This window comes from Pseudomonas sp. BIOMIG1BAC (genome assembly GCF_001705995.2).
GTDB classification, from domain to species: domain Bacteria; phylum Pseudomonadota; class Gammaproteobacteria; order Pseudomonadales; family Pseudomonadaceae; genus Aquipseudomonas; species Aquipseudomonas sessilinigenes.
The window spans coordinates 3,130,056-3,149,440 of record NZ_CP049045.1 but is presented as its reverse complement, the minus strand read 5'-3'; the positions used below and the strand labels follow the sequence as shown (position 1 = coordinate 3,149,440).

17 protein-coding genes are annotated in these 19,385 nt (G+C 59.6%); 11 read left to right on the top strand and 6 right to left on the bottom strand.

The genetic code is table 11. The annotated features are described in order from the left end of the window. Positions 1-52: 52 nt before the first annotated feature. The 3 genes from ATY02_RS14965 to ATY02_RS14955 are packed head-to-tail and all read left to right on the top strand — an operon-like array spanning position 53 to position 2,865. Positions 53-733, top strand: coding sequence for a C39 family peptidase (locus ATY02_RS14965; RefSeq protein ID WP_068586595.1), 681 nt, complete (start codon positions 53-55; stop codon positions 731-733). Positions 734-778: 45 nt separating this feature from the next. Next, positions 779-1,519 carry a hypothetical protein gene (locus ATY02_RS14960; RefSeq protein ID WP_068586597.1) on the top strand — a complete coding sequence of 247 codons (741 nt, stop codon included), beginning with the start codon at positions 779-781 and terminating at the stop codon, positions 1,517-1,519. Positions 1,520-1,566: 47 nt separating this feature from the next. After that, positions 1,567-2,865: a hypothetical protein gene (locus ATY02_RS14955; protein ID WP_068586600.1), complete on the top strand. Its 1,299-nt coding sequence runs from the start codon at positions 1,567-1,569 to the stop codon at positions 2,863-2,865. A 66-nt stretch (positions 2,866-2,931) separates the two neighbouring features. Here ATY02_RS14955 and ATY02_RS14950 read toward each other — a convergent pair whose 3' ends face one another. Next, entirely contained in the window at positions 2,932-4,257 is a 1,326-nt protein-coding gene (locus ATY02_RS14950) for a sigma-54 dependent transcriptional regulator (RefSeq protein ID WP_068586604.1), read from the bottom strand. 355 nt (positions 4,258-4,612) lie between these two features. Between ATY02_RS14950 and ATY02_RS14945 the strand changes: the two genes are divergently transcribed. Next, a complete protein-coding gene (locus tag ATY02_RS14945; RefSeq protein WP_068586606.1) occupies positions 4,613-4,879 on the top strand; it encodes a hypothetical protein in 267 nt (88 codons plus the stop codon). A gap of 272 nt (positions 4,880-5,151) precedes the next feature. Here the strand turns inward: ATY02_RS14945 and ATY02_RS14940 are convergent, their stop codons facing one another. Together ATY02_RS14940 and ATY02_RS14935 are read right to left on the bottom strand one after the other, a co-directional pair. After that, positions 5,152-7,299 (bottom strand): phosphocholine-specific phospholipase C, encoded by a 2,148-nt coding sequence (locus tag ATY02_RS14940; protein WP_068586609.1) that lies wholly within the window; start codon positions 7,297-7,299, stop codon positions 5,152-5,154. Between the two features lie 315 nt (positions 7,300-7,614). Continuing rightward, entirely contained in the window at positions 7,615-8,625 is a 1,011-nt protein-coding gene (locus tag ATY02_RS14935; protein ID WP_068586616.1) for an alpha/beta hydrolase, read from the bottom strand. A 339-nt stretch (positions 8,626-8,964) separates the two neighbouring features. Between ATY02_RS14935 and nhaB the strand changes: the two genes are divergently transcribed. After that, on the top strand, positions 8,965-10,467 hold the full coding sequence (gene nhaB, locus ATY02_RS14930; RefSeq protein WP_068586619.1) for a sodium/proton antiporter NhaB: 1,503 nt from the start codon (positions 8,965-8,967) through the stop codon (positions 10,465-10,467). Between the two features lie 60 nt (positions 10,468-10,527). On the opposite strand, the gene ATY02_RS14925 is transcribed toward nhaB, so the two are convergent. From ATY02_RS14925 to gnd, 3 genes are read right to left on the bottom strand one after another with little or no spacing between them, the layout of a single operon-like run. After that, positions 10,528-11,349, bottom strand: coding sequence for a Cof-type HAD-IIB family hydrolase (locus tag ATY02_RS14925; protein WP_068586622.1), 822 nt, complete (start codon positions 11,347-11,349; stop codon positions 10,528-10,530). Beyond that, positions 11,346-12,863, bottom strand: a complete 1,518-nt coding sequence (zwf, locus tag ATY02_RS14920; RefSeq protein ID WP_068586625.1) for a glucose-6-phosphate dehydrogenase — start codon at positions 12,861-12,863, stop codon at positions 11,346-11,348. The genes ATY02_RS14925 and zwf overlap by 4 nt, the downstream gene beginning before the upstream one ends. Beyond that, a complete protein-coding gene (gene gnd / locus ATY02_RS14915) occupies positions 12,860-13,840 on the bottom strand; it encodes a phosphogluconate dehydrogenase (NAD(+)-dependent, decarboxylating) (protein WP_068586629.1) in 981 nt (326 codons plus the stop codon). Before gnd ends, zwf begins: the two co-directional genes overlap by 4 nt. Positions 13,841-14,282: 442 nt before the next feature. On the opposite strand from gnd, the gene ATY02_RS14910 reads away from it, so the two are divergent. The 6 genes from ATY02_RS14910 to ATY02_RS14885 all read left to right on the top strand — a co-directional run bounded on the left by ATY02_RS14910 (position 14,283) and on the right by ATY02_RS14885 (position 19,378). Beyond that, the gene (locus ATY02_RS14910) at positions 14,283-14,441 is read left to right on the top strand and encodes a DUF6026 family protein (protein ID WP_164487325.1); all 159 of its coding nucleotides are present in this window, start codon (positions 14,283-14,285) and stop codon (positions 14,439-14,441) included. A 215-nt stretch (positions 14,442-14,656) separates the two neighbouring features. Then, a complete protein-coding gene (locus tag ATY02_RS14905) occupies positions 14,657-16,405 on the top strand; it encodes a phosphoethanolamine transferase CptA (RefSeq protein WP_068586634.1) in 1,749 nt (582 codons plus the stop codon). A 226-nt stretch (positions 16,406-16,631) separates the two neighbouring features. Then, positions 16,632-16,871 carry a hypothetical protein gene (locus tag ATY02_RS14900; protein WP_068586637.1) on the top strand — a complete coding sequence of 80 codons (240 nt, stop codon included), beginning with the start codon at positions 16,632-16,634 and terminating at the stop codon, positions 16,869-16,871. Positions 16,872-17,131: 260 nt separating this feature from the next. Next, on the top strand, positions 17,132-17,299 hold the full coding sequence (locus ATY02_RS14895; RefSeq protein ID WP_164823665.1) for a hypothetical protein: 168 nt from the start codon (positions 17,132-17,134) through the stop codon (positions 17,297-17,299). Then, complete coding sequence (locus tag ATY02_RS14890; protein ID WP_068586640.1) at positions 17,280-17,954, top strand: heavy metal response regulator transcription factor; 675 nt, start codon at positions 17,280-17,282, stop codon at positions 17,952-17,954. The genes ATY02_RS14895 and ATY02_RS14890 overlap by 20 nt, the downstream gene beginning before the upstream one ends. After that, positions 17,951-19,378 (top strand): heavy metal sensor histidine kinase, encoded by a 1,428-nt coding sequence (locus tag ATY02_RS14885; RefSeq protein WP_068586643.1) that lies wholly within the window; start codon positions 17,951-17,953, stop codon positions 19,376-19,378. Before ATY02_RS14890 ends, ATY02_RS14885 begins: the two co-directional genes overlap by 4 nt. The last annotated feature ends 7 nt before the right edge of the window (positions 19,379-19,385 follow it).

Sequence of the window (19,385 nt, the reverse complement as noted above, 5' to 3'; positions counted from 1 at the left end):
ACGAAAGCCCCGGAAACGGGGCTTTTCCACAGTCTTACCAGGCGTAACGATCATGCGTACTGCAATCCTTATTCTGGCACTGAGCCTTTGTGGCCCGGTACACGCGGCGCAGATGGCCTTTGCCGGCCTGCCCGATGGCGGCTTGCTCTTCAAGAAGGTACAGAGCGTACGCGAACGCAAGTTCGCCGACCTCGTCGAGCAGAAGACCGATTTCAGCTGCGGTGCCGCCTCCCTGGCCACCATCCTGCGCCACGCCTACTGGCTGGATGTCAATGAAGAACAGGTGATCAAGGGCATGCTAACCACGTCGGATCAGAAACTGGTCCAGACCCAGGGGTTTTCCATGCTCGACATGAAGCGCTACGCCGAGAGCATCGGCATGCGTGCCCGCGGCTACCGGATCCCGGCCGACAAGCTTGAATCCGTGAGCATTCCGGTGATCGTGCTGATGGAAATCCGCGGCTACAAGCACTTCGTGGTGCTGCAACGGGCCCAAAAAGACTGGGTATACATCGGCGACCCGGTCCTGGGACACAAGCGCTATACCCATGAAGATTTCGTCAAGGGCTGGAATGGCATCGTCTTCGCCATCATCGGCCCCGGCTATGACAAGACCAACGCGTTGCTCGACCCACCTGCCCCGCTGACCGCGAAAAACAAGCTCGATACCTTCTACCCGGTCCGAGATGCGGAGCTGATGGATTTTGGTTTCATCCAGAGCGACTTCTTCTAGAAGCCCAGACAACTAGAAAGGGGCAGGATGCTCCGGGAGCAGCAGATGAAGACTTCATACTGGCTGGCCGCGGCCTGCCTGGCAGCAGCTCTTCCGGCCCATGCGGGTTTCAAGCCCATCGAAGTGCAGGACCAGGAACTCTCGCAATTGCGCGGCCGCTATGTCATGCCCGGGCGCATCATCAGTTTCGGCATCGTCATGAGCACGACCTGGCGCAACGCCAGTGGCGACCTGATCGGCGCCAGCAGCACCCTGCAGATCCAGCAGTCGACGATCAAACCCCAGTTCTATGTCACCACCATCAACCAGACCGGCAATGGCAGCACCCCTGCCCAGGGCACCGGCAATGTGATCGGCGGCTCTGGCCTGGGCACCGGCCAGGGCGTGACCCAGGTGGTCCGGGCTGCGGGCGACGGCAACAGCGCCTACAACAACGTCAGCATCAACGTCAGCGAGGCCAATCAGGCACCGACCCAGGGCATTAGCCCCGGCCAGGCACTGGTAAACGGCCAGACCATCACCAGTAGCAACGCTGCCGGTAGCGTCACGGTCTCGGCGCTCAATAGCGGCATCCAGATGGCCATCCAGGCCAATGCCAACCAGGGTAATACCCTGCAGCAAGTGGCCCAGGGCAATGTGTTGCAGAACACCCGTCTATTGGGCAACAGCAACTTGGTGAACAACCTCACCCAACTCAATGTTGTCCTACAAAACAACGGCCCTAGCACCGGCGCGCTGGACTGCAATCTGACTACGCTGAACGGACTACGCAATTTGAAATTCTGAACTACGCTGCTTTCGACCATTGGGGTTTACAAGGGACGGTTTATTTCATGTATCGATCGGTTTCACTGCGCGCGGTTGTATGTTTGAGCACCCTCTTTCCGATGGCGCTGCAAGCAGCGCCCGACTCGGATGTAGAGGCCCTGAAACGGGAACTTCTGGAGCTGAAGCAGCGTTATGACGTGCAACAGAAGGCACTGGCAGTCTTGGAGCAACGGGTCCGCCAGGTCGAGGACCAGCCTGCCGCCCCACAGCCCAAGCGCCTGGCCAAGTCGCCTTCGGACCTCAAGGGCAACCCCCAGGTTGCCGGTACCGGGGCCGCAGCGGCCTCCGGAGGTGCTGGCGGCGGTGCCAGCTATGGGCAGTCGCTCAAGGATGATTCGACTCCCGCCCAGAGCGTGACCAACCTGTATGACGAGGCCAGTGGCTTCTTTGGCGGCGGCAAGTTCAGCTTTGAAACCGGCATGACCTACGCCCGCTACGACACTCGCCAGCTGGTCCTCAATGGGTTTCTGGCACTGGACTCGATTCTCCTGGGTAACATCAACCTGGACAGGATCAAGTCGGATACCTGGACCATGGACCTGACCGCCCGTTACAACCTCAATAACCGTTGGCAGTTCGATATCAACGCACCGGTCGTCTACCGCGAGTCGGTTTACTCGGCAGGAGGTGCTAATGGTGGATCGGCGCAGTCTATCTCAGAGAAAACCGTCACTCGCGATCCTACGCTGGGAGATGTCAACTTCGGGGTTGCCTACAAATTCCTCGACGAATCCGACAGCCTTCCTGATGCCGTGGTCAGCCTGCGGGTAAAAGCCCCCACCGGCAAGGACCCGTTCGGCATCAAGTTTGTTCAAGCAAACCCAGGCAACAGCAACCTGTTCGTACCGGAAAGCCTGCCAACCGGTAACGGCGTCTGGTCCATCACCCCAGGTATCTCGCTGGTCAAGACCTTCGACCCGGCGGTGCTCTTCGGTAGCGTGTCCTACACCCACAGCCTGGAAGAGTCCTTTGGAGACCTCAGCTCTACCGTCGGCACCAAGACACCGGGCAAGGTGAAGATGGGAGACAGCTTCCAGGTCGGCGCCGGTGTAGCCTTCGCCCTGAACGAGAAAATGAGCATGGCGTTCTCGGTTTCCGACCAGATCCAGCGCAAGAGCAAGATCAAGTACAGCGGCCAGGACTGGCAAAGCGTGGAGTCCAGCGATGCCAACGCCGCCTACTTCAACGTCGGCATGACCATTGCAGCCACCGACCACCTGACCATCGTGCCCAACCTGGCCCTGGGCATGACACAGGACGCCCCGGACTTCACCTTCAGCCTGAAATTCCCCTACTACTTCTAAGCCGCCGCAAAAACCAAGGCCCGCAGCGATTCTCCAATCGCCGCGGGCCTTGGCCTTTCTCCCGCCCTAGCGGATCTGGTGCTTGTGCAGCAAACGGTAGAAGGTCGGGCGAGAAATACCCAGGACCCGGGCGGCGACGCTGAGGTTGTCGCTATGGCGGTTGAGCACGTCGCACAAGGCCTGATGCTCGGCACGATGCTTGTAGTCTTCCAGGGTGCCCATGGGCACATCTTGGGAAGGCAGGCTGTGCAGGCCCAGATCGCTGGGCTGGATCTGCCGTCCTTCGGCCAATACCAGGCCACGGCGCACCCGATTGGCCAGCTCACGGACATTGCCCGGCCAGTCGTGCTTGCCCATGGCTACCAGGGCATCCTCGCTGAAGCTGCGCGGCCGGCGCCCGGTTTCCTGACTGTAGAAATGCGCAAAATGGCTGGCCAGCATGCCCTGGTCGCCATGGCGCTCACGCAAGGGCGCCGTGACCACCTGCAGCACATTGAGCCGGTAGTACAAGTCTTCGCGAAAACGACCGCTGATGATGGCCGCTTCCAAGTCCACGTGGGTCGCCGCCAGTACCCGGACATCCACTGGGATCGGCTGGCTACCCCCTACCCGCTCGATGTGTTTTTCCTGGAGAAAACGCAACAGGTTGGCCTGTAGCTCCAGAGGCAAGTCACCTATTTCATCCAGGAACAGCGTGCCGCCATTGGCCGCCTCGATGCGCCCCACCTTGCGCTGGTGAGCACCGGTGAAGGCCCCCTTTTCATGACCGAACAACTCGGACTGGATCAGGTGCTCCGGAATCGCTCCGCAGTTGATGGCGACAAAGGGCTTGTCATGGCGCAGGGATTGGCGGTGCAGGGTGCGCGCCACCAACTCCTTGCCGGTACCGCTCTCCCCGCGGATCAACACGGGCGACTCGGTGGGTGCCAGCTTACCGAGCAGCTTGCGCAGGTCACGGATCGAACGGCTGTCACCCAGCAGCTCGTGTTCTGGCTGGTCCACATGGATCGAACCCTGGCCCCGCAAGCGCGCCATGCCAAAAGCGCGTCCCAGGGTGACCTGCACCCGCGACACATCGAATGGCAAGGTATGAAAGTCGAAAAACCACTCGCAGACGAAGTCACCGACCTTTTGCAGTCGCAGGACTTCCTGGCTCAGCACTGCTATCCACTCGGTGCCGCTGCGGCTGATCAGGTCCTTGACCGCTTCCGGGCGCTCCAGATGGAAAGGTTGCAGGCGCAACAGGCCAACATCGCACGAGCGCTCGCGCGCAGACTCCAGGTCACAGCTATCGACGTCCCAACCGATGGTACGCAACCCGGGTAACAACCGATGGCAGTCCTCGCAGGGGTCCACCACCAGCAAACGACGCTGCGCGCAAGCTTCGAGCATGACTGTTCCTCGGTGCCCAAAAAAGCGGAAAAGTTACTAGAAACAGCGGCTTGGAAAACCTGGCTGTAACATTAGCAAGAACTTGACACCGGAATGTATCAATTGCTTATAGCGCTGATTACCAAAGGAACTAAGGTGCGCATCGAGGGTCCATCCGAGCGACTGATTGTCGCAGTTGTTTTTTAAAAACCCCGCAACTAAAGGCTCTGACACAAGCCTCTTCGACGAAAGATGTAAAAACTTGTTTTTCGGTGTGACCCGATGCCTATCTCGGTGCATCAGTACAAATAACCAGCCGAACGGTAAGCCCAACCGACGGCACATCATTTGATTGGGCACATAGAGAGAAGACCCCATGAACGCCCCGCTCCGTATCAACGAAGCACTCTTGATCGCCGACCGCGCATTCCAGCCTTTCCAATGCGTGGCCTGGGCCCCACAGGACGGTAACGGCGAGCTGAGCCTGACCGTTGTCGACCGCACCAGCACCCGTATTGGCCGTGCCCAGATTCCCTGCAGCGCCTACTCCGATCCAGCCCAGCTGGAAACCCTGCTCAAGCAGGCTCGTGACGAGCTGAGCCTGGGCGGCTATACCCTGCAATCCTGGGTCATGCCTAAGTAAGCATTGCTGTTAGCGGATCCCCTCCAGGGGATCCGCTATTTGAAGAAAACAACTAAGCACGCTATCTATTTACACCTTTCATCACAACTTCTGCCATGCAGCATTAGTTGCTTTTCGCATTCCCGCAGCAGGCGGTAGTTTCATTCTCACAGTGACTATCCCGTGCCTGCACCTGTGCGAAGACCTTCCCAGTAAAGAACCGGTTTGTCTTTAGGCCGCCCCCTCGAAAAGCGCATGGCCGGCGTACAAAACCCGTTCACCGGGACCAGCCCTTACCCCTGCCCCATCAATGGATCACTGATGCTATGGGCGCCGGTTTCCAGACGCCCGGCCACGCGGCGCAGCCAGCCACCCTCACTGTGCAATGTCAGGTCATACCAACCGCCGCTGGACTCGCAGGCAAACACTTGGCGCACCTGCGCCCCGGCAGGCACCGACAATGTCCACGGCCCCTGCTGGGTATAGGGGCAACGGTCGATGGAGATCGATACCGCATGCTCTCCAGGGTTGCTCAGGGTCAGTTGCAACTGATTGTGGCTGGAAGTCACTAGCAGTTCGGGCTGGCGCAACTGCAACTGGCCGTGAAAGCTGCGGTGAAAGCCGTTCGGCCCCAATACCCAGAGCTGATAGCGCTCCACCACCGACCAACTGTCCTGCAGCGCCTTGCCGGCCTCCACGGTGTAACGCCGTGGAATATCGCTCAGGCGCAGGCAATCGTAGACATGGAACACCGCCCCTTGCTCGCCCGTGTTCTGCAGGCTCAGGGACAAACTCCGGGCCTTGGGGTCGAGCTGGCTGTCGACATGCAGCCGGTATGGCAGGGCTCGCGAAGGACGGGCCAGGCGTTTCTGTACCGGAGGCAACTGCTTGCTGGCCGATGGCACCGGCACGGGCAACAGCTTTTCCTGACGCTGGCGCAGGCTGTCGGCGGCCTGGCGCGTGGTGGTCTGCAGCGCTGGCAGTGGTTCATGGTTGGGGTCGACGAAGTTGAACGCCGAGGTCAGGTCGCCACATACCGCGCGACGCCAGGCACTGATGTTCGGCTCACGAACACCGAAGCGTTTTTCCAAAAATTGCAGGACCGAGGTGTGATCGAACACCTGCGAGTTGACCCAGCCGCCGCGACTCCAGGGCGAAAGCACCAGCATCGGTACCCGTGGCCCGGGCCCATACACGCCGCCATCGGGGCGTGGTTGCTGGGTCGAGCCCGGTGGCGCCGGGTGCTTGAACAACTCGTTGTCGAAACCTAGCGTCGATTTGCCGGCAAAGCTGCCGTCCTGGCGTTGGGAAGGTGCCGAAGGCGACGGTACGTGGTCGAAGAAGCCATCGTTTTCATCGTAGGTCAGCAACAGTACGGTCTTGCTCCAGACCTCGGGATTGCTGGTCAGGGCCTGCAGGATCTCCTGGGCGAACCAGCCACCCTGTACCGGGCTCGATGGCCCGGGATGCTCCGAGTAGGCCGCCGGGGCCACGATCCAGCTGACCTGGGGCAGCTTGCCCGCCTGCACGTCGTTGCGAAAGCCGGCGATGATCGCTTCCAGGTTGCTGCCACTGCTGGCTGGCAGGGTATTGCCGTTGCCCTTGTACAAGGGCGCCACGGCATTGAGCGCATCGCTATAAGGCACGTAGGCATTGAAGCCACTGGGGGGCTGGGCCGGATTGCCCACCTGTACGCTGGCTGCACGGTACTGGCGAAAGCCCGCCAGAGGGTTGTCGCCAAAGTTATCCGGCAGATGCTGGTAGACCTTCCAGCTGACCCCTTGCTCCTCCAACCGCTCGGGGTAGGTTTTCCAGCTGTAGCCAACGTTGGTTGGCCCCGGACCGTCCCATTCATTGACCACCGCAGCCACCTGGGCCGCGGACGCACCATTGCTGCCGGTCCAGAGAAACAGCCGATTGGGGTTGGTGCCCGCATGCACCGAACAGTGATAGGCGTCGCACAGGGTGAAGGTATTGGCCAGGGCGAACTGGAAAGGCAATTCCTGCTCGCGGTAGTAACCCATGGACGTGCTGGTCTTGTGCGTCGGCCAGGCATTCATGCGCCCATCACTCCAGGCCGCATGGGCGTCAGGCCAGGTATGCGGCGTGCCACTGACCCGCTGGGCATTGCCACGGGAACTGTCCAGGTGATACGGCATGACGATCCGGCCTTTGCCCTGCTGCTCCCAGACATCGCGCTGGCCGGACAACGGAATGGTGAAGCGATCACTGAAGCCGCGAACCCCGGGAAAGGTGCCGAAGTAATGATCGAAGGAGCGGTTTTCCTGCATCAGGATGACGACATGTTCGACGTCCTTGATTGTCCCCGTGCGGTTGTTCGCCGGTATGGCCAGGGCTTGGCGAATGGACAGCGGCAAGGATGAAAAGAACGAGCCGATGGCGGCCGCCTGCAAGAGCTTCCTGCGTGTAAGACTGGGCATGGGTCATTGAATCCTTATGGTTGCAGCGCGATATAGGACGCTGCATGCAAAGTATTCACAGCAAATAACAATGCAGTGACATTGGCATTGCAATAACTTGATGCCGTACCCATGAACTCGACACTGTCCCTGATTGCAACGGCGCTTCTAACCCATATCGATTAGATATTGGAAGAATATTCAATGAAAAAAACACCCGAGTTCAGTGTTCCCTGAGCCAAACATGATCCGGGCCATTTAACGCCTTGGTCTTGGATTTACCGGGAAACAGGATCGACCTGTTCCCGGCCAGCTCATCTATACAGCCCACACCTTCTATTGCAGCTCATCGGCCACTTCATTGCGTTGCACTCGAAGTGGGTTGAAGATCAAGCGAATGAACTGCGGGTCCTGCGCCAGCTTGTAGTCCTTGCCCACAAAATATTCCCTGGCCGCCGGATCATTCTTAGCCACGTACAACACCCAGGCGGTAGTGATACCCGCGAATTCGTTTTCCCTGACAACCCGCACCGGGCTGAAATGCGTAGCGTTATGGGCCGTGGCGCTCCATCCCGGCACCGTCCTGATCAGGCCGCCTTGCCACAACCTGGGCCATGCCCAGGCCGGTACCACCACATCTGCCGCACCGGTGAGCACCAGTGTCGGAGTCCTCACCGTCGAGCCAAGGCCGATCGGCCCGGGCTCGATCGGCAGGGAGCCGATGAAACTCAACTGCGGGTCGATGGCCCTCAAGGTCTCTGGCGCAAGGCTCGAAGACAGGATCGAAGCCCCTCCTCCCGCCGAATGCCCGGCCACGATGGTGCGTGACAGGTCGACCTTGCCAAACAGCGGCGAGGTCGGGTCCTGATTGAGCTTGCTCAACTCGACAGCCCCCAGGACATGCATGCTCGGCGCGGTATTGATGAAGTCGGAAGACACCACCACGATGAAACCGTAGCTCGCCCATAGCCGCAGCAGATTCGTATATTGTCCCTGGTTGGAAAGAATACCGCCGACGAAATTGATCACCGGCAACTTGTCCAGGGTCTTTATATTGGAAGGGTAATAAACACTGGTGGAAATCGGATTGGAGAAACCATAAGGAAAAGACTGATTGCATTGAACGCTGTTATCCAGCAGCAGGATCCTGGCCAATACCCCCAATAACCCACGACAGTCACCAAGTACTGCATTGGTGGAAACATTGTAGGGCCCTGCCGTCTTGGCAAACTGCTCGTTTGCCAATCCGAATGCCGGAACAAGCTGAGAGGCGCCGACCAAGCCTCCATGTCCAAGAATGATCGTGCCCAGACACAAAGACAGCAGATACCTTGATATCGATTTCATGATAAGTCCCTTTATGTTCTTGCCACTCCTGCAAGACCGAATACCGATGCCTGGCCATGCTTGCGTTAGTTTCGAATAGATCCACCTCAAAAGGTGGTAGTTGAACCGCAACAGCACTGAAACATCATGGCCTTGGTTGTTCCTCAACCATCCACGACCCTAGACAAGGCAAATTCAGCGGTCAATGACTGTTGGTCGACGCGACTCACCCTGCTCCGCCTCGTTGCTCCGGCCTTGATGACTGCCGAAAAGCGAGATTGTGGCAAAAGATTTCATCGTTTCTTGATTCTCAATCCTGCTTGCGGCAACTTGCGCCCTTCTCACTACAAGGAGCAGCCAATGTCCGGCTCAATGGCCCAGGCGTTCGCCCACAATTTTCTCGGCCACTCACCCCGCTGGTACAAGGCAAGCATTGTCGCGTTCCTGGTGCTCAATCCCCTGCTGTTCTTCTGCATCAGTCCCGCCGCTGCCGGCTGGTGCCTGGTGATCGAATTCATCTTCACCCTGGCCATGGCTCTCAAGTGCTACCCCTTGATGCCTGGCGGATTGTTGCTGGTGCAAGCGATGCTGTTGGGCATGGCCACGCCTGAAGCGTTGTACGAGGAACTGGTGCACAACTTCCCGGTGATCCTGCTGCTGATGTTCATGGTCGCCGGCATCTACTTCATGAAAGAGTTGCTGTTGTTCCTGTTCTCCCGGTTGCTGCTGGGGGTGCGTTCCAAGGCCTTGCTGGGTTTGCTGTTCTGTTTTCTCTCAGCCTTTCTCTCGGCGTTTCTCGACGCCCTGACAGTCACCGCAGTGATCATCAGCGCGGCGGTCGGCTTCTATTCCGTTTATCACCGGGTAGCATCAGGCAACGATCCACGCCAGGACAGCGCCTACGGCGACGACCAGCACTTGCCGGCGCTGCATCACGATGACCTGGAACAATTCCGTGCCTTCCTGCGCAGCCTGCTGATGCATGGTGCCGTGGGCACTGCCCTGGGGGGCGTCTGCACCCTGGTGGGCGAACCCCAGAACCTGCTGATCGGCCATGAAATGGGCTGGCACTTTGTCGATTTCTTCAGCAAGGTGGCGCCCGTCTCCCTGCCGGTACTGGCCGCCGGGCTGGTGACTTGTGTGCTGTTGGAGAAACTGCGCTGGTTCGGCTACGGCACCCTGCTGCCGGACAATGTCCGCCAGGTACTGGCCAACTACGCCGCCGAAGACGATGCCCAGCGTACGCCCCGTCAGCGCGCAGCCTTGCTGGTGCAGGGGCTGGCCGCACTGATCCTGATCATTGGCCTGGCCCTGCATGTGGCCGAGGTCGGACTGATCGGCCTGCTGGTGATCGTACTGATCACCGCCTTCACCGGGATCACCGACGAACACCGCCTGGGCAACGCCTTCAAGGACGCCATGCCCTTCACCGCACTGCTGGTGGTGTTCTTTGCGGTGGTCGCGGTAATCCACCAGCAGCAACTGTTCACGCCATTGATCCAGTGGGTCCTGGCGCTGCCCGCCGATAGCCAGCCTGGCATGCTGTTCATCGCCAATGGCCTGCTCTCGGCCATCAGCGACAACGTGTTCGTCGCCACTATCTATATCACCGAGGTCAAGCAAGCCTTCCTGAACGGGCAGATGAGCCGCGAACATTTCGAGACCCTGGCCATCGCCATCAATACCGGCACCAACCTGCCCAGCGTGGCTACTCCCAATGGCCAGGCGGCGTTCCTGTTCCTGCTGACCTCGGCAATCGCGCCGCTGGTGCGCCTGTCCTATGGACGGATGGTGTGGATGGCCCTGCCCTATACCCTGGTGATGGGCGTATTGGGCTGGTATGCCGTCAGCTACTGGCTCTAGGAAAGGCTCGGCAGGCGCTGGCACGAGGCGACCCAGGGGGTCGCGCCCGGGCCTGAAGACTCAACGCAGCAGAATGTAACGCTCGATCGCCTCGGCAGCGCCATCTTCCAGGTTGCTGCCGGTGATCACGTCAGCCTGGCGCTTGACCTGCTCTTCGGCCTGGCCCATGGCGATCGACAGCCCGGCACGTTGGAACATCGCCGGGTCATTACCGCCATCGCCCAGGGCTGCGGTGCGCTCAAGCGGCACCCCGAGGTATTGGGCCAGTGTCTCCAGGGCCTGGCCCTTGTCCGCCTGAACCGCGGTAACGTCCAGGAACCGTGGTTGAGAACGCGAGACCTGGGCCTGCCCTGCCGTCTGTTGTTGCAGGAGCGCCTCCAGCTCCACCAGCAAGCGCCAGTCACTGCTGGCTGCCACGACCTTGTCGATGCAGTGCAGGTAGTCCTCGAAACTGTCCACCACTTGCGGCGCATAACCCAGGGCCTGCTGCTCCAGGGGTAGCAACGGACCGTGCGGATCGCGCACCAGCCACTGGTTGTCAGCAAAGACCCAGGTCTCGACCTGCGCATAGGGGGCGAACAACAGCAAGGCCGTCACGGCTGCCGCCACCGGTACATGGTGGCGTGCCAGGTAGCGACCATCGGGATGGACAATGCTACCGCCATTGAAGCCGGCGCAAGGCAGCTCGACACCCAGGGTTTCAATCTGTTGCCTCATGGCTCGTGGCGGGCGACCGCTCGCCAGGCTGAAGCCGATGCCGGCCTCATGCAGGGCCTGCACCGCGGCGAGGGTCCGCGGGCTGAAGCTGTGATCCGGGCGCAACAAAGTGCCGTCCATATCGCTGAGCACCAGAGCGATGGGATAGTGGGCCGCACTGTTCATCCAAGAGGGCGCCAGACGCGTCCGTCCCGGGCCAGCAGTTGATCGCCAGCCGCTGGGCCGTCACTACCGGCCGGATACTGCTGCAGCGTTGCATCCTGCTTCCAGGCATCGAGGAAGGGTTGCACCGCACGCCAGCCGTTCTCGATATTGTCTGCCCGCTGGAACAGCGTCTGATCGCCGATCAGGCAGTCATAGATCAGCGTCTCGTAGCCGGTGGACGGCTGCATCTCGAAGAAATCCTTGTAGGCGAAGCCCGACTCGATGCTGGCCATGTCCAGGGTCGGCCCGGGTTTCTTCGCCAGCAGGTCGAACCACATGCCCTCATCGGGCTGAATCTGGATCCGCAGGTACGTCGGCATCAAGCGTTCGACCTCGGTATCGCGAAACTGCGCATAGGGCGCAGGCTTGAAGCAGATGACGATCTCGGTGTCGCGCACGCTCATGCGCTTGCCGGTACGCAGATAGAACGGCACTCCGACCCAGCGCCAGTTATCGATCATGACCTTCAGGGCAACGTAGGTCTCGGTATTGCTATCGGGAGCCACGTTGCTTTCATCGCGGTACCCGGCCAGCGCCTTGCCCGCCACCAGGCCGCTGCTGTACTGGCCGCGCACGGAATTGGCCCGGGCTTCCTCGGGCGACCAGGGACGAATGGCCCCGACGACCTTGGCCTTTTCGCCGCGCACCGCGTCGGCACCAAAAGCCGCTGGCGGCTCCATGGCCACCATCGCCAGTAACTGGAACAAGTGGTTGGGCACCATGTCCCGAAGGGCACCGGTGTGTTCATAAAAGCTGCCACGGGTTTCCACCCCGACGGTTTCCGCCGCCGTGATCTGCACGTGGTCGATGTAATGGTTGTTCCAGAACGCCTCGAACAGGCTATTGGAAAAACGACTGACCAGAATGTTCTGGACCGTTTCCTTGCCCAGGTAATGGTCAATACGATAGATCTGTTTCTCGCCCATGACCTTGAGCAGGCAGGCATTGAGCGCTTCGGCAGTGGGCAGGTCGGAGCCGAAGGGCTTCTCGATCACCACCCGGCGAAAGGCCTCGGGACTCTCCTTGAGCAGCCCCGCCGCTCCCAGGCGCTGCACCACTTCACTGAAGAACCGTGGCGCGGTCGCCAGGTAGAACACCGCATTGCCCGTACCGCTGGCGGCGATCCGGGCCGCCAGCTCGGCATAGGTGGCATCGTCCAGGAAATCGCCCTGGACGTAACTGATACCCCGGGTCAAGCGGGCCCAGGCATCCACGTCGATGGAGGCGCCTTGGCCCTGCTTGTTCAGCACTTCATCGCGAAGGAAGTTTTCCAGCAAGGTGGCGAACTCGGCGTCGCTCACCGCATTGTGGTCGACACCGACAATCCGCAGCCCGTCATCCAGCAAACCATCGCGACTGAGGTTGTACAGCGCTGGCATCAGCAAGCGCTTGACCAGGTCACCACGGGCACCGAACAGAAACAACGTGGTCGCCGGCGCCGGCAACGCCTTGGACTTCCTTCGCTCTGAGGTCATTTCTTCCCAGTCTCCACATGGCCGCCGAAGCCGAAGCGCATGGCCGACAACACCTTGTCACCATAGGTGCCCTGGCCACGGGAACGGTAGCGGGAGAACAACGAATTGGACAGGACCGGTACCGGCACCGCTTGCTCCATGGCCGCCTCGATGGTCCAGCGTCCTTCACCGCTATCGGCTACCGAACCGGAGAACCCATCGAGCTTTGGATCGCTGGCCAGGGCGTCGGCAGTCAAGTCCAGCAGCCAGGAGGACACCACGCTGCCACGACGCCAGACCTCGGCGATATCGGCGACATTGAGATCGAAGCGCTGGTCTTCCGGCAGCGTCTCCGAGGCCTTGGTCTTGAGGATGTCGAAGCCCTCGGCGAAGGCCTGCATCATGCCGTACTCGATACCGTTGTGGATCATCTTGACGAAATGCCCGGAACCGGCAGGACCGGCATGGATATAGCCACGCTCGGCGCGATCATCGGTAGCGACCCGGTCCTTGGTCCTAGGGATCGTACCCATGCCAGGCGCCAGGGCGGCAAACAGCGGGTCCAGGCGCAGGACTTCGTCGGCATCACCGCCGATCATCATGCAGTAGCCGCGCTCCAGGCCCCAGACACCGCCGGAAGTACCCACGTCGATGTACTTCAGGCCTTTGTGTGCCAGGTCGCGAGCACGACGGATGTCATCCTTGTAATAGGTGTTGCCGCCATCGATGATCACGTCGCCCGGCTCCAGCAACTGGCTCAGGGTGTCGATGGTTTCCTCGGTGGGTGCGCCAGCTGGCAGCATGACCCACACCGCGCGAGGCTGTTGCAGGCCGGCCACCAGCCCTGGCAGGTCAGCGACACCCTTGGCGCCCTCGGCGGCCAGGGTGTCGACGAAGTCGGTATTGCGGTCGAAGACCACGGTCTCGTGCCCATTGAGCATCAGGCGCCGTGCAATGTTGCCGCCCATGCGGCCCAGTCCAATAATCCCCAGTTGCATGTGCTGATGCTCCTACTGCAAAAATCCAGATCAAAAATGTATAGCCCAGTGAAGGGCCCAGGTGAAAACCTCAAGGTGCGCAACTATACAAGGCAAGAGACCTCAAGACAGCGCAATCTTCCGTCATCAGGCGAGTTTTTGCTTCCAGCTGCGGTCAATCCCGACCGTTCGTCCCGGATTGGCACGAGCTGCTTGAAGATTAGTCCCGCCACCAACGCTGAAGTTTCCAAATTCTCGGGTGAATAACGCCCCTGTTCACCGCGAAGGCACAAGGACCATGAAAAATAAAAAAGTTCACTTGAGCCAGAAAATAAATAGAATTGCCCCCGTCGGACAGCCTGCCGCCTGGATCCAGCAGGTGCTGCACCGACTGCCATGGCGCTTGGAGCAAGGATGCAGACAGCGGAGCATAGTTCAGAGACACCATTTGCGAGGTGAAGCGATGGGCACCGTAGTACCTGCACGACCTGCACAGACCCTGTACGTCACCATTCGACGCGACGAACTGCGTCAACTCCAGGCAGAACGTGAGCAACTGCAACAGGAGCTCGCACAATTGCGCCTGCAGTTACAGAATCAGCAGCGCACGCCTTCGCACTAACGCCCCGCAAACCATAACGACCGGTCCTGGCCCCAAGCCTAGGGAGCTAGCCGGTGCCGGGCCGTGCGCCACAAAAATCCAACGTTCTACCGACAAACTTTTCACACTTGGCTCTCGATACTCCCGGCCATTGTGGCCGTCTTGATACAAACGACGGCCTTCATTTGCAGCGCTGAACAGGCGCGCAATGATCATGGTTTTCTGGGGAGCGCTGAATGGCATTGTTCAAACGCGGTGGCGGTGACACGCCTGCGAAAGGTTTCGACTGGATGGGCCTGCTCTGGCTCTTCCTGTTCTTTTGGTACTTCTCCGGTATCACCCAACTGCTGATCCAGCTGACCGGCACCTCAGGCTTCACCGGCTTCCGCCAGGCCTTCATCATGAGTGCCGTCTGGCTGGCACCGCTGCTGCTGTTTCCTTCACGCACCAAGCTCATGGCCGCGATCATCGGCGTTGTACTCTGGGCGTGCTCCATGGCCAGCCTGGGCTACTTCTTCGTCTACCAGCAGGAGTTCTCGCAAAGCGTCATCTTCATCATGTTCGAGTCCAACCCCTCGGAAGCCGGTGAATACCTGACCCAGTACTTTGCCTGGTGGATGCTGCTGGCATTCCTGGCCCACACCGCTTTCGCCATCTTTCTCTGGACCCGCCTGCGCCCGGTCCATATGCCCCGGCTTCAAGCCTTGGCGGCAGCGGTGGCGATCCTGGTGGCCATTGTCGGCTACCCGCTGGTCAAGCAGATTTCCCGCACCGCCACCCTGGCCGAGGGCCTGGAAAAATTCGAGACCCGCATCGAGCCCGCGGTACCGTGGCAGATGGTGGTCGCCTATCGCCGCTATCGCGAACAACTGGACAACATGCAGGGCATGCTCGATAGCGTGAGCAAGATCCCGCCCCTGACCAACCTCAAGGACAGCATGGCCAATCAGCCGGCCACCCTGGTGCTGGTGATCGGCGAATCCACCAACCGCCAACGCATGAGCCTCTACGGCTATCCACGCCAGACCACCCCTGAACTGGACAAGCTCAAGGACCAGATGGCGGTTTTCAACAACGTCATCACCCCGCGCCCCTACACCATCGAGGCCCTGCAGCAGGTACTGACCTTCGCCAACGAAGAAAACCCCGACCTGTACCTCAAGACTCCCTCCCTGGTCAGCGTGATGAAACAGGCCGGCTACAAGACCTACTGGATCACCAACCAGCAGACCATGACCAAGCGCAACACCATGCTCACCACTTTCTCCGAGCAGGCGGACGAGCAGGTGTACCTGAACAACAATCGCAACCAGAACGCCCGCCAATACGATGGCGATGTACTGGAGCCGTTTTCCAAGGCCCTAGCCGATAGCGCACCACGCAAGTTCATCGTGGTCCATCTGCTGGGCACGCACATGAGTTACCAGTACCGCTACCCGCCCAGCTTCGACAAGTTCACCGATCGCCAGGGCGTACCGCCGACTCTGCACGACGACCAGGTTCCAACCTACAACAGCTACGACAATGCCGTGTTGTATAACGATTTCGTGGTGTCCAGCCTGATCAAGGACTACGCCAAGACCGACCCCAACGGTTTCCTGCTGTACCTCTCGGACCATGGTGAGGACGTGTTCGACTCAGCTGGACATGACACCCTTGGGCGCAACGAAGGCAAGCCCACCGCGCCGATGTACACCATTCCGTTCATGGCCTGGGCATCGCCCAAATGGCGGGAAACCCACGATTGGAGCTTCGCCTCCGACCTCAATCGCCCTTATATGAGCTCGCAACTGATTCATACCTGGGCCGATCTGGCCGGCCTGAGCTTCGATGAACTGGACCGTACCCGCAGCCTGGTCAGCGACAGCTTCAAGCCGCGCCCCTTGCTGATCGGCGATCCCTATACCCGTCAGAACAAGCCATTGATCGATTTCAGCCTGATGAAACCCAAGGCCCCCACCGACAGCGCGGTGGTCCAGCAATAAGCCACGAATAGAGGGCCGCAATGGCCCTCGATACCGGGCTGCGCTCACGCCTGCATAGCCACCGTAACGGACAGCAAGCGCCCTGGCGGAAACACCATGTCAATAATGTAATGATCGAATCAGGCTGACGTTAACCCTGACTTAATAGAATCGAGTTTAACTTCCCCCGTCACTTGTTATTCAGGGATGGGGCAAGTACCGAATACTCTTAAGCAGGAAATACAGCATGAAACTCTCGACTCTTGTACTCAGCGGCCTGATCCTGGTCGGCTCCAGCGCAGCCTTCGCTGAGGGCGGTTCCGAGCGCGTACAACAGTTCTATCAGAACTTCCGTGTCAATCAGCAGCAAATCCACGGTACCCAAACCGCAAATACTGCCAAGACCGAAAAGCAGCAATCTACCTCGCAATACTCAACATCGGACGCCAAACAAGAACAACAAAGAACCCAACAGCCCGATGCCTGACTCAGTACAAACCACTCTCTGCTCCGGACCGCCATCGGTTTGAGAAGCGGACTTCCAGGCGCCTGCATAGGCGCCTTTTCTTATCGCGTTAATTCTTTCACGGCAATTACCGCGACATTACAACCTTGTAACCTGGCGCACCTGTCGATTTAACTCACTTAACATCCAAGCCAACTGGATAGGACCTCTCCTCAAGACACGAAAGGAAACAATAAGCCCCAGGGTATTTCCTGAGCCTCTATTGCGCCTGAAAATCGAATATGAATGTTCTGACAGGACGCATGCCAGTCGTCGAGAACAGATCTAATCCATTGAATTATCTGGGTTACTTTATTGACCCTGTAGCTACTTCAGGCTTCATCATCGAGCCATCGGATAAAGCCCAAGCAGTTGAAGAGGATAAAGACCATGCGCATTCTAGTGATTGAAGACGAACCAAAAACAGCTGACTACTTACATCAGGGACTCACCGAAAGTGGCTATATCGTCGATCGTGCCAACAACGGAGTAGATGGACTACACCTGATCGAACAACAACCCTACGAGTTGGTGATACTTGATGTAAATCTGCCGGGCAAGGATGGCTGGCAAGTGCTGGCGAACATGCATCGTCAATACACCGCTAGAGTCATGATGCTAACGGCCCGAGGGCGCCTTGAAGACAAAGTCAGGGGCCTGGATATGGGGGCCGACGATTATCTGGTCAAACCATTTCAATTCCCGGAGTTACTGGCTCGCGTCCGAACCCTGATGCGTCGTAGTGAACCTGTGGCTCAACCAGAAGTATTGCAAGTTGCCGACTTGCAACTTGATCCCAGGCGTCACCGGGCTTATCGCGGTGATCGTCGTATCGACCTGACGACCAAGGAATTCACCCTGTTGCATGTTCTGATGCGACATTCGGGAGAAGTCCTGACTCGCACACAAATCATTTCCCTGGTCTGGGACATGAACTTCGACTGCGATACCAACGTGGTGGAAGTGTCCATCAGTCGCCTGCGGGCGAAGATCGACGATGCCAGTGAGCTCAAGCTGATCCATACCCTGCGCGGCGTTGGCTATGTACTGGAAATACGCCAATGAACACCCACCCGCCCTCGCCCACCAACAGCAGCTTGTCCATGCGCCTGGGGCTGACCGTCAGTCTGATGGGGGCAGCGCTGGTGTTGCTGCTGGCCACCTTGGCCTACCTGTCCTTGAACCATGAACTGGACAACCTGGCGCGCAAGAGCTTGCGCAGCAAGCTGGAACAGATCCAGCACAGCCTCCTCAGCGATCTCAAGAGCAGCGACCTGGCCGCCCGCCCCCACTCCCTGCTGGATCTGGTGATGGGGCACGACAACCTGCAACTCTCCGTGCTGGGCAGCGCCCCTCAGACAGAACCTTTGCTGGACGTCGGCGGCATCGGCCAACAGCCCCTGCCCGACACCTTGAAGAAAGCCACCGGCAGCGCTTATCTGGAATGGAACGATAGCCGTGGCAGGCAGCTACTCAGTGCATCGCAAGTCATGCCACTGCGCAGTGGCGAACAGGTACGGGTGATCCTGAGTCTCGATCGAAGCAATGACCAGGCCTTGCTCAGTGCCTACCTGCGCTCCACGGTGATTGCCTTGCCGCTACTCCTGCTGTTGATCGGTATCGGCGCCTGGTGGCTGGTGCAACGCGGCTTGCTGCCGCTGCAGCAGTTCACCCGTGTCGCGGCGAAGGTCACGACCCAGGACCTTACCCATCGCCTGAACCTGGAGCGCCTGCCACGGGAGCTGGCGGAGCTGGGCCAGGGCATCAATGTCATGCTGCAACGCCTGGACGGAGGGGTGCAGCGCCTGTCGCAGTTCTCCGACGATCTGGCCCACGAGCTGCGCTCGCCCATCAGCAATCTGATGGGCAAGGCCCAGGTGACCCTATCTCGCGAACGCCCGCCCCAGGAATACAAGGCCGTGCTGGAGGCCAGCATCGAGGAGCTGGAACGCGTGACCCGGATCGTCGCTGACATGCTGCTCCTGGCCCAGGTCAGCCAACCCGCTTCCCAGGCGCGCTTTGCCCGGGTGTCGCTACGGGTGGAAGCCCGCAAGGTCATGGACCTGTTCGCCCTGAGCGCCGAGGACAAGCACGTTCAGCTGCATTTGAGTGGCGATGCCTGGGTGCTGGGCGATCGGTTGATGATCCAGCGAGCGATTTCCAACTTGTTGTCCAACGCCATCCGTCATAGCCCGCCCGGAAGCCGTATCGAGCTGGGAGTCGAACCACGACTACAGACCGTCAACCTGACCGTGAGCAACCCGGGAGCGGGCATCGCCGCCTGCCACCTGCCTCATCTGTTCGAGCGCTTCTACCGGATCGACAGCAGCCGCACTCGCGCCGAAGGTGGTACAGGCCTGGGATTGGCGATCGTCCGCTCGATCATGAGCCTGCATGAGGGGCAAGCCGAGGTCAGCAGCGTAGAGGACGGCCAGACCGAGTTCCGCCTGGTGTTTCCCAAGCTCGACCCCGCGCACCACGACCTCTAGCCGCGAT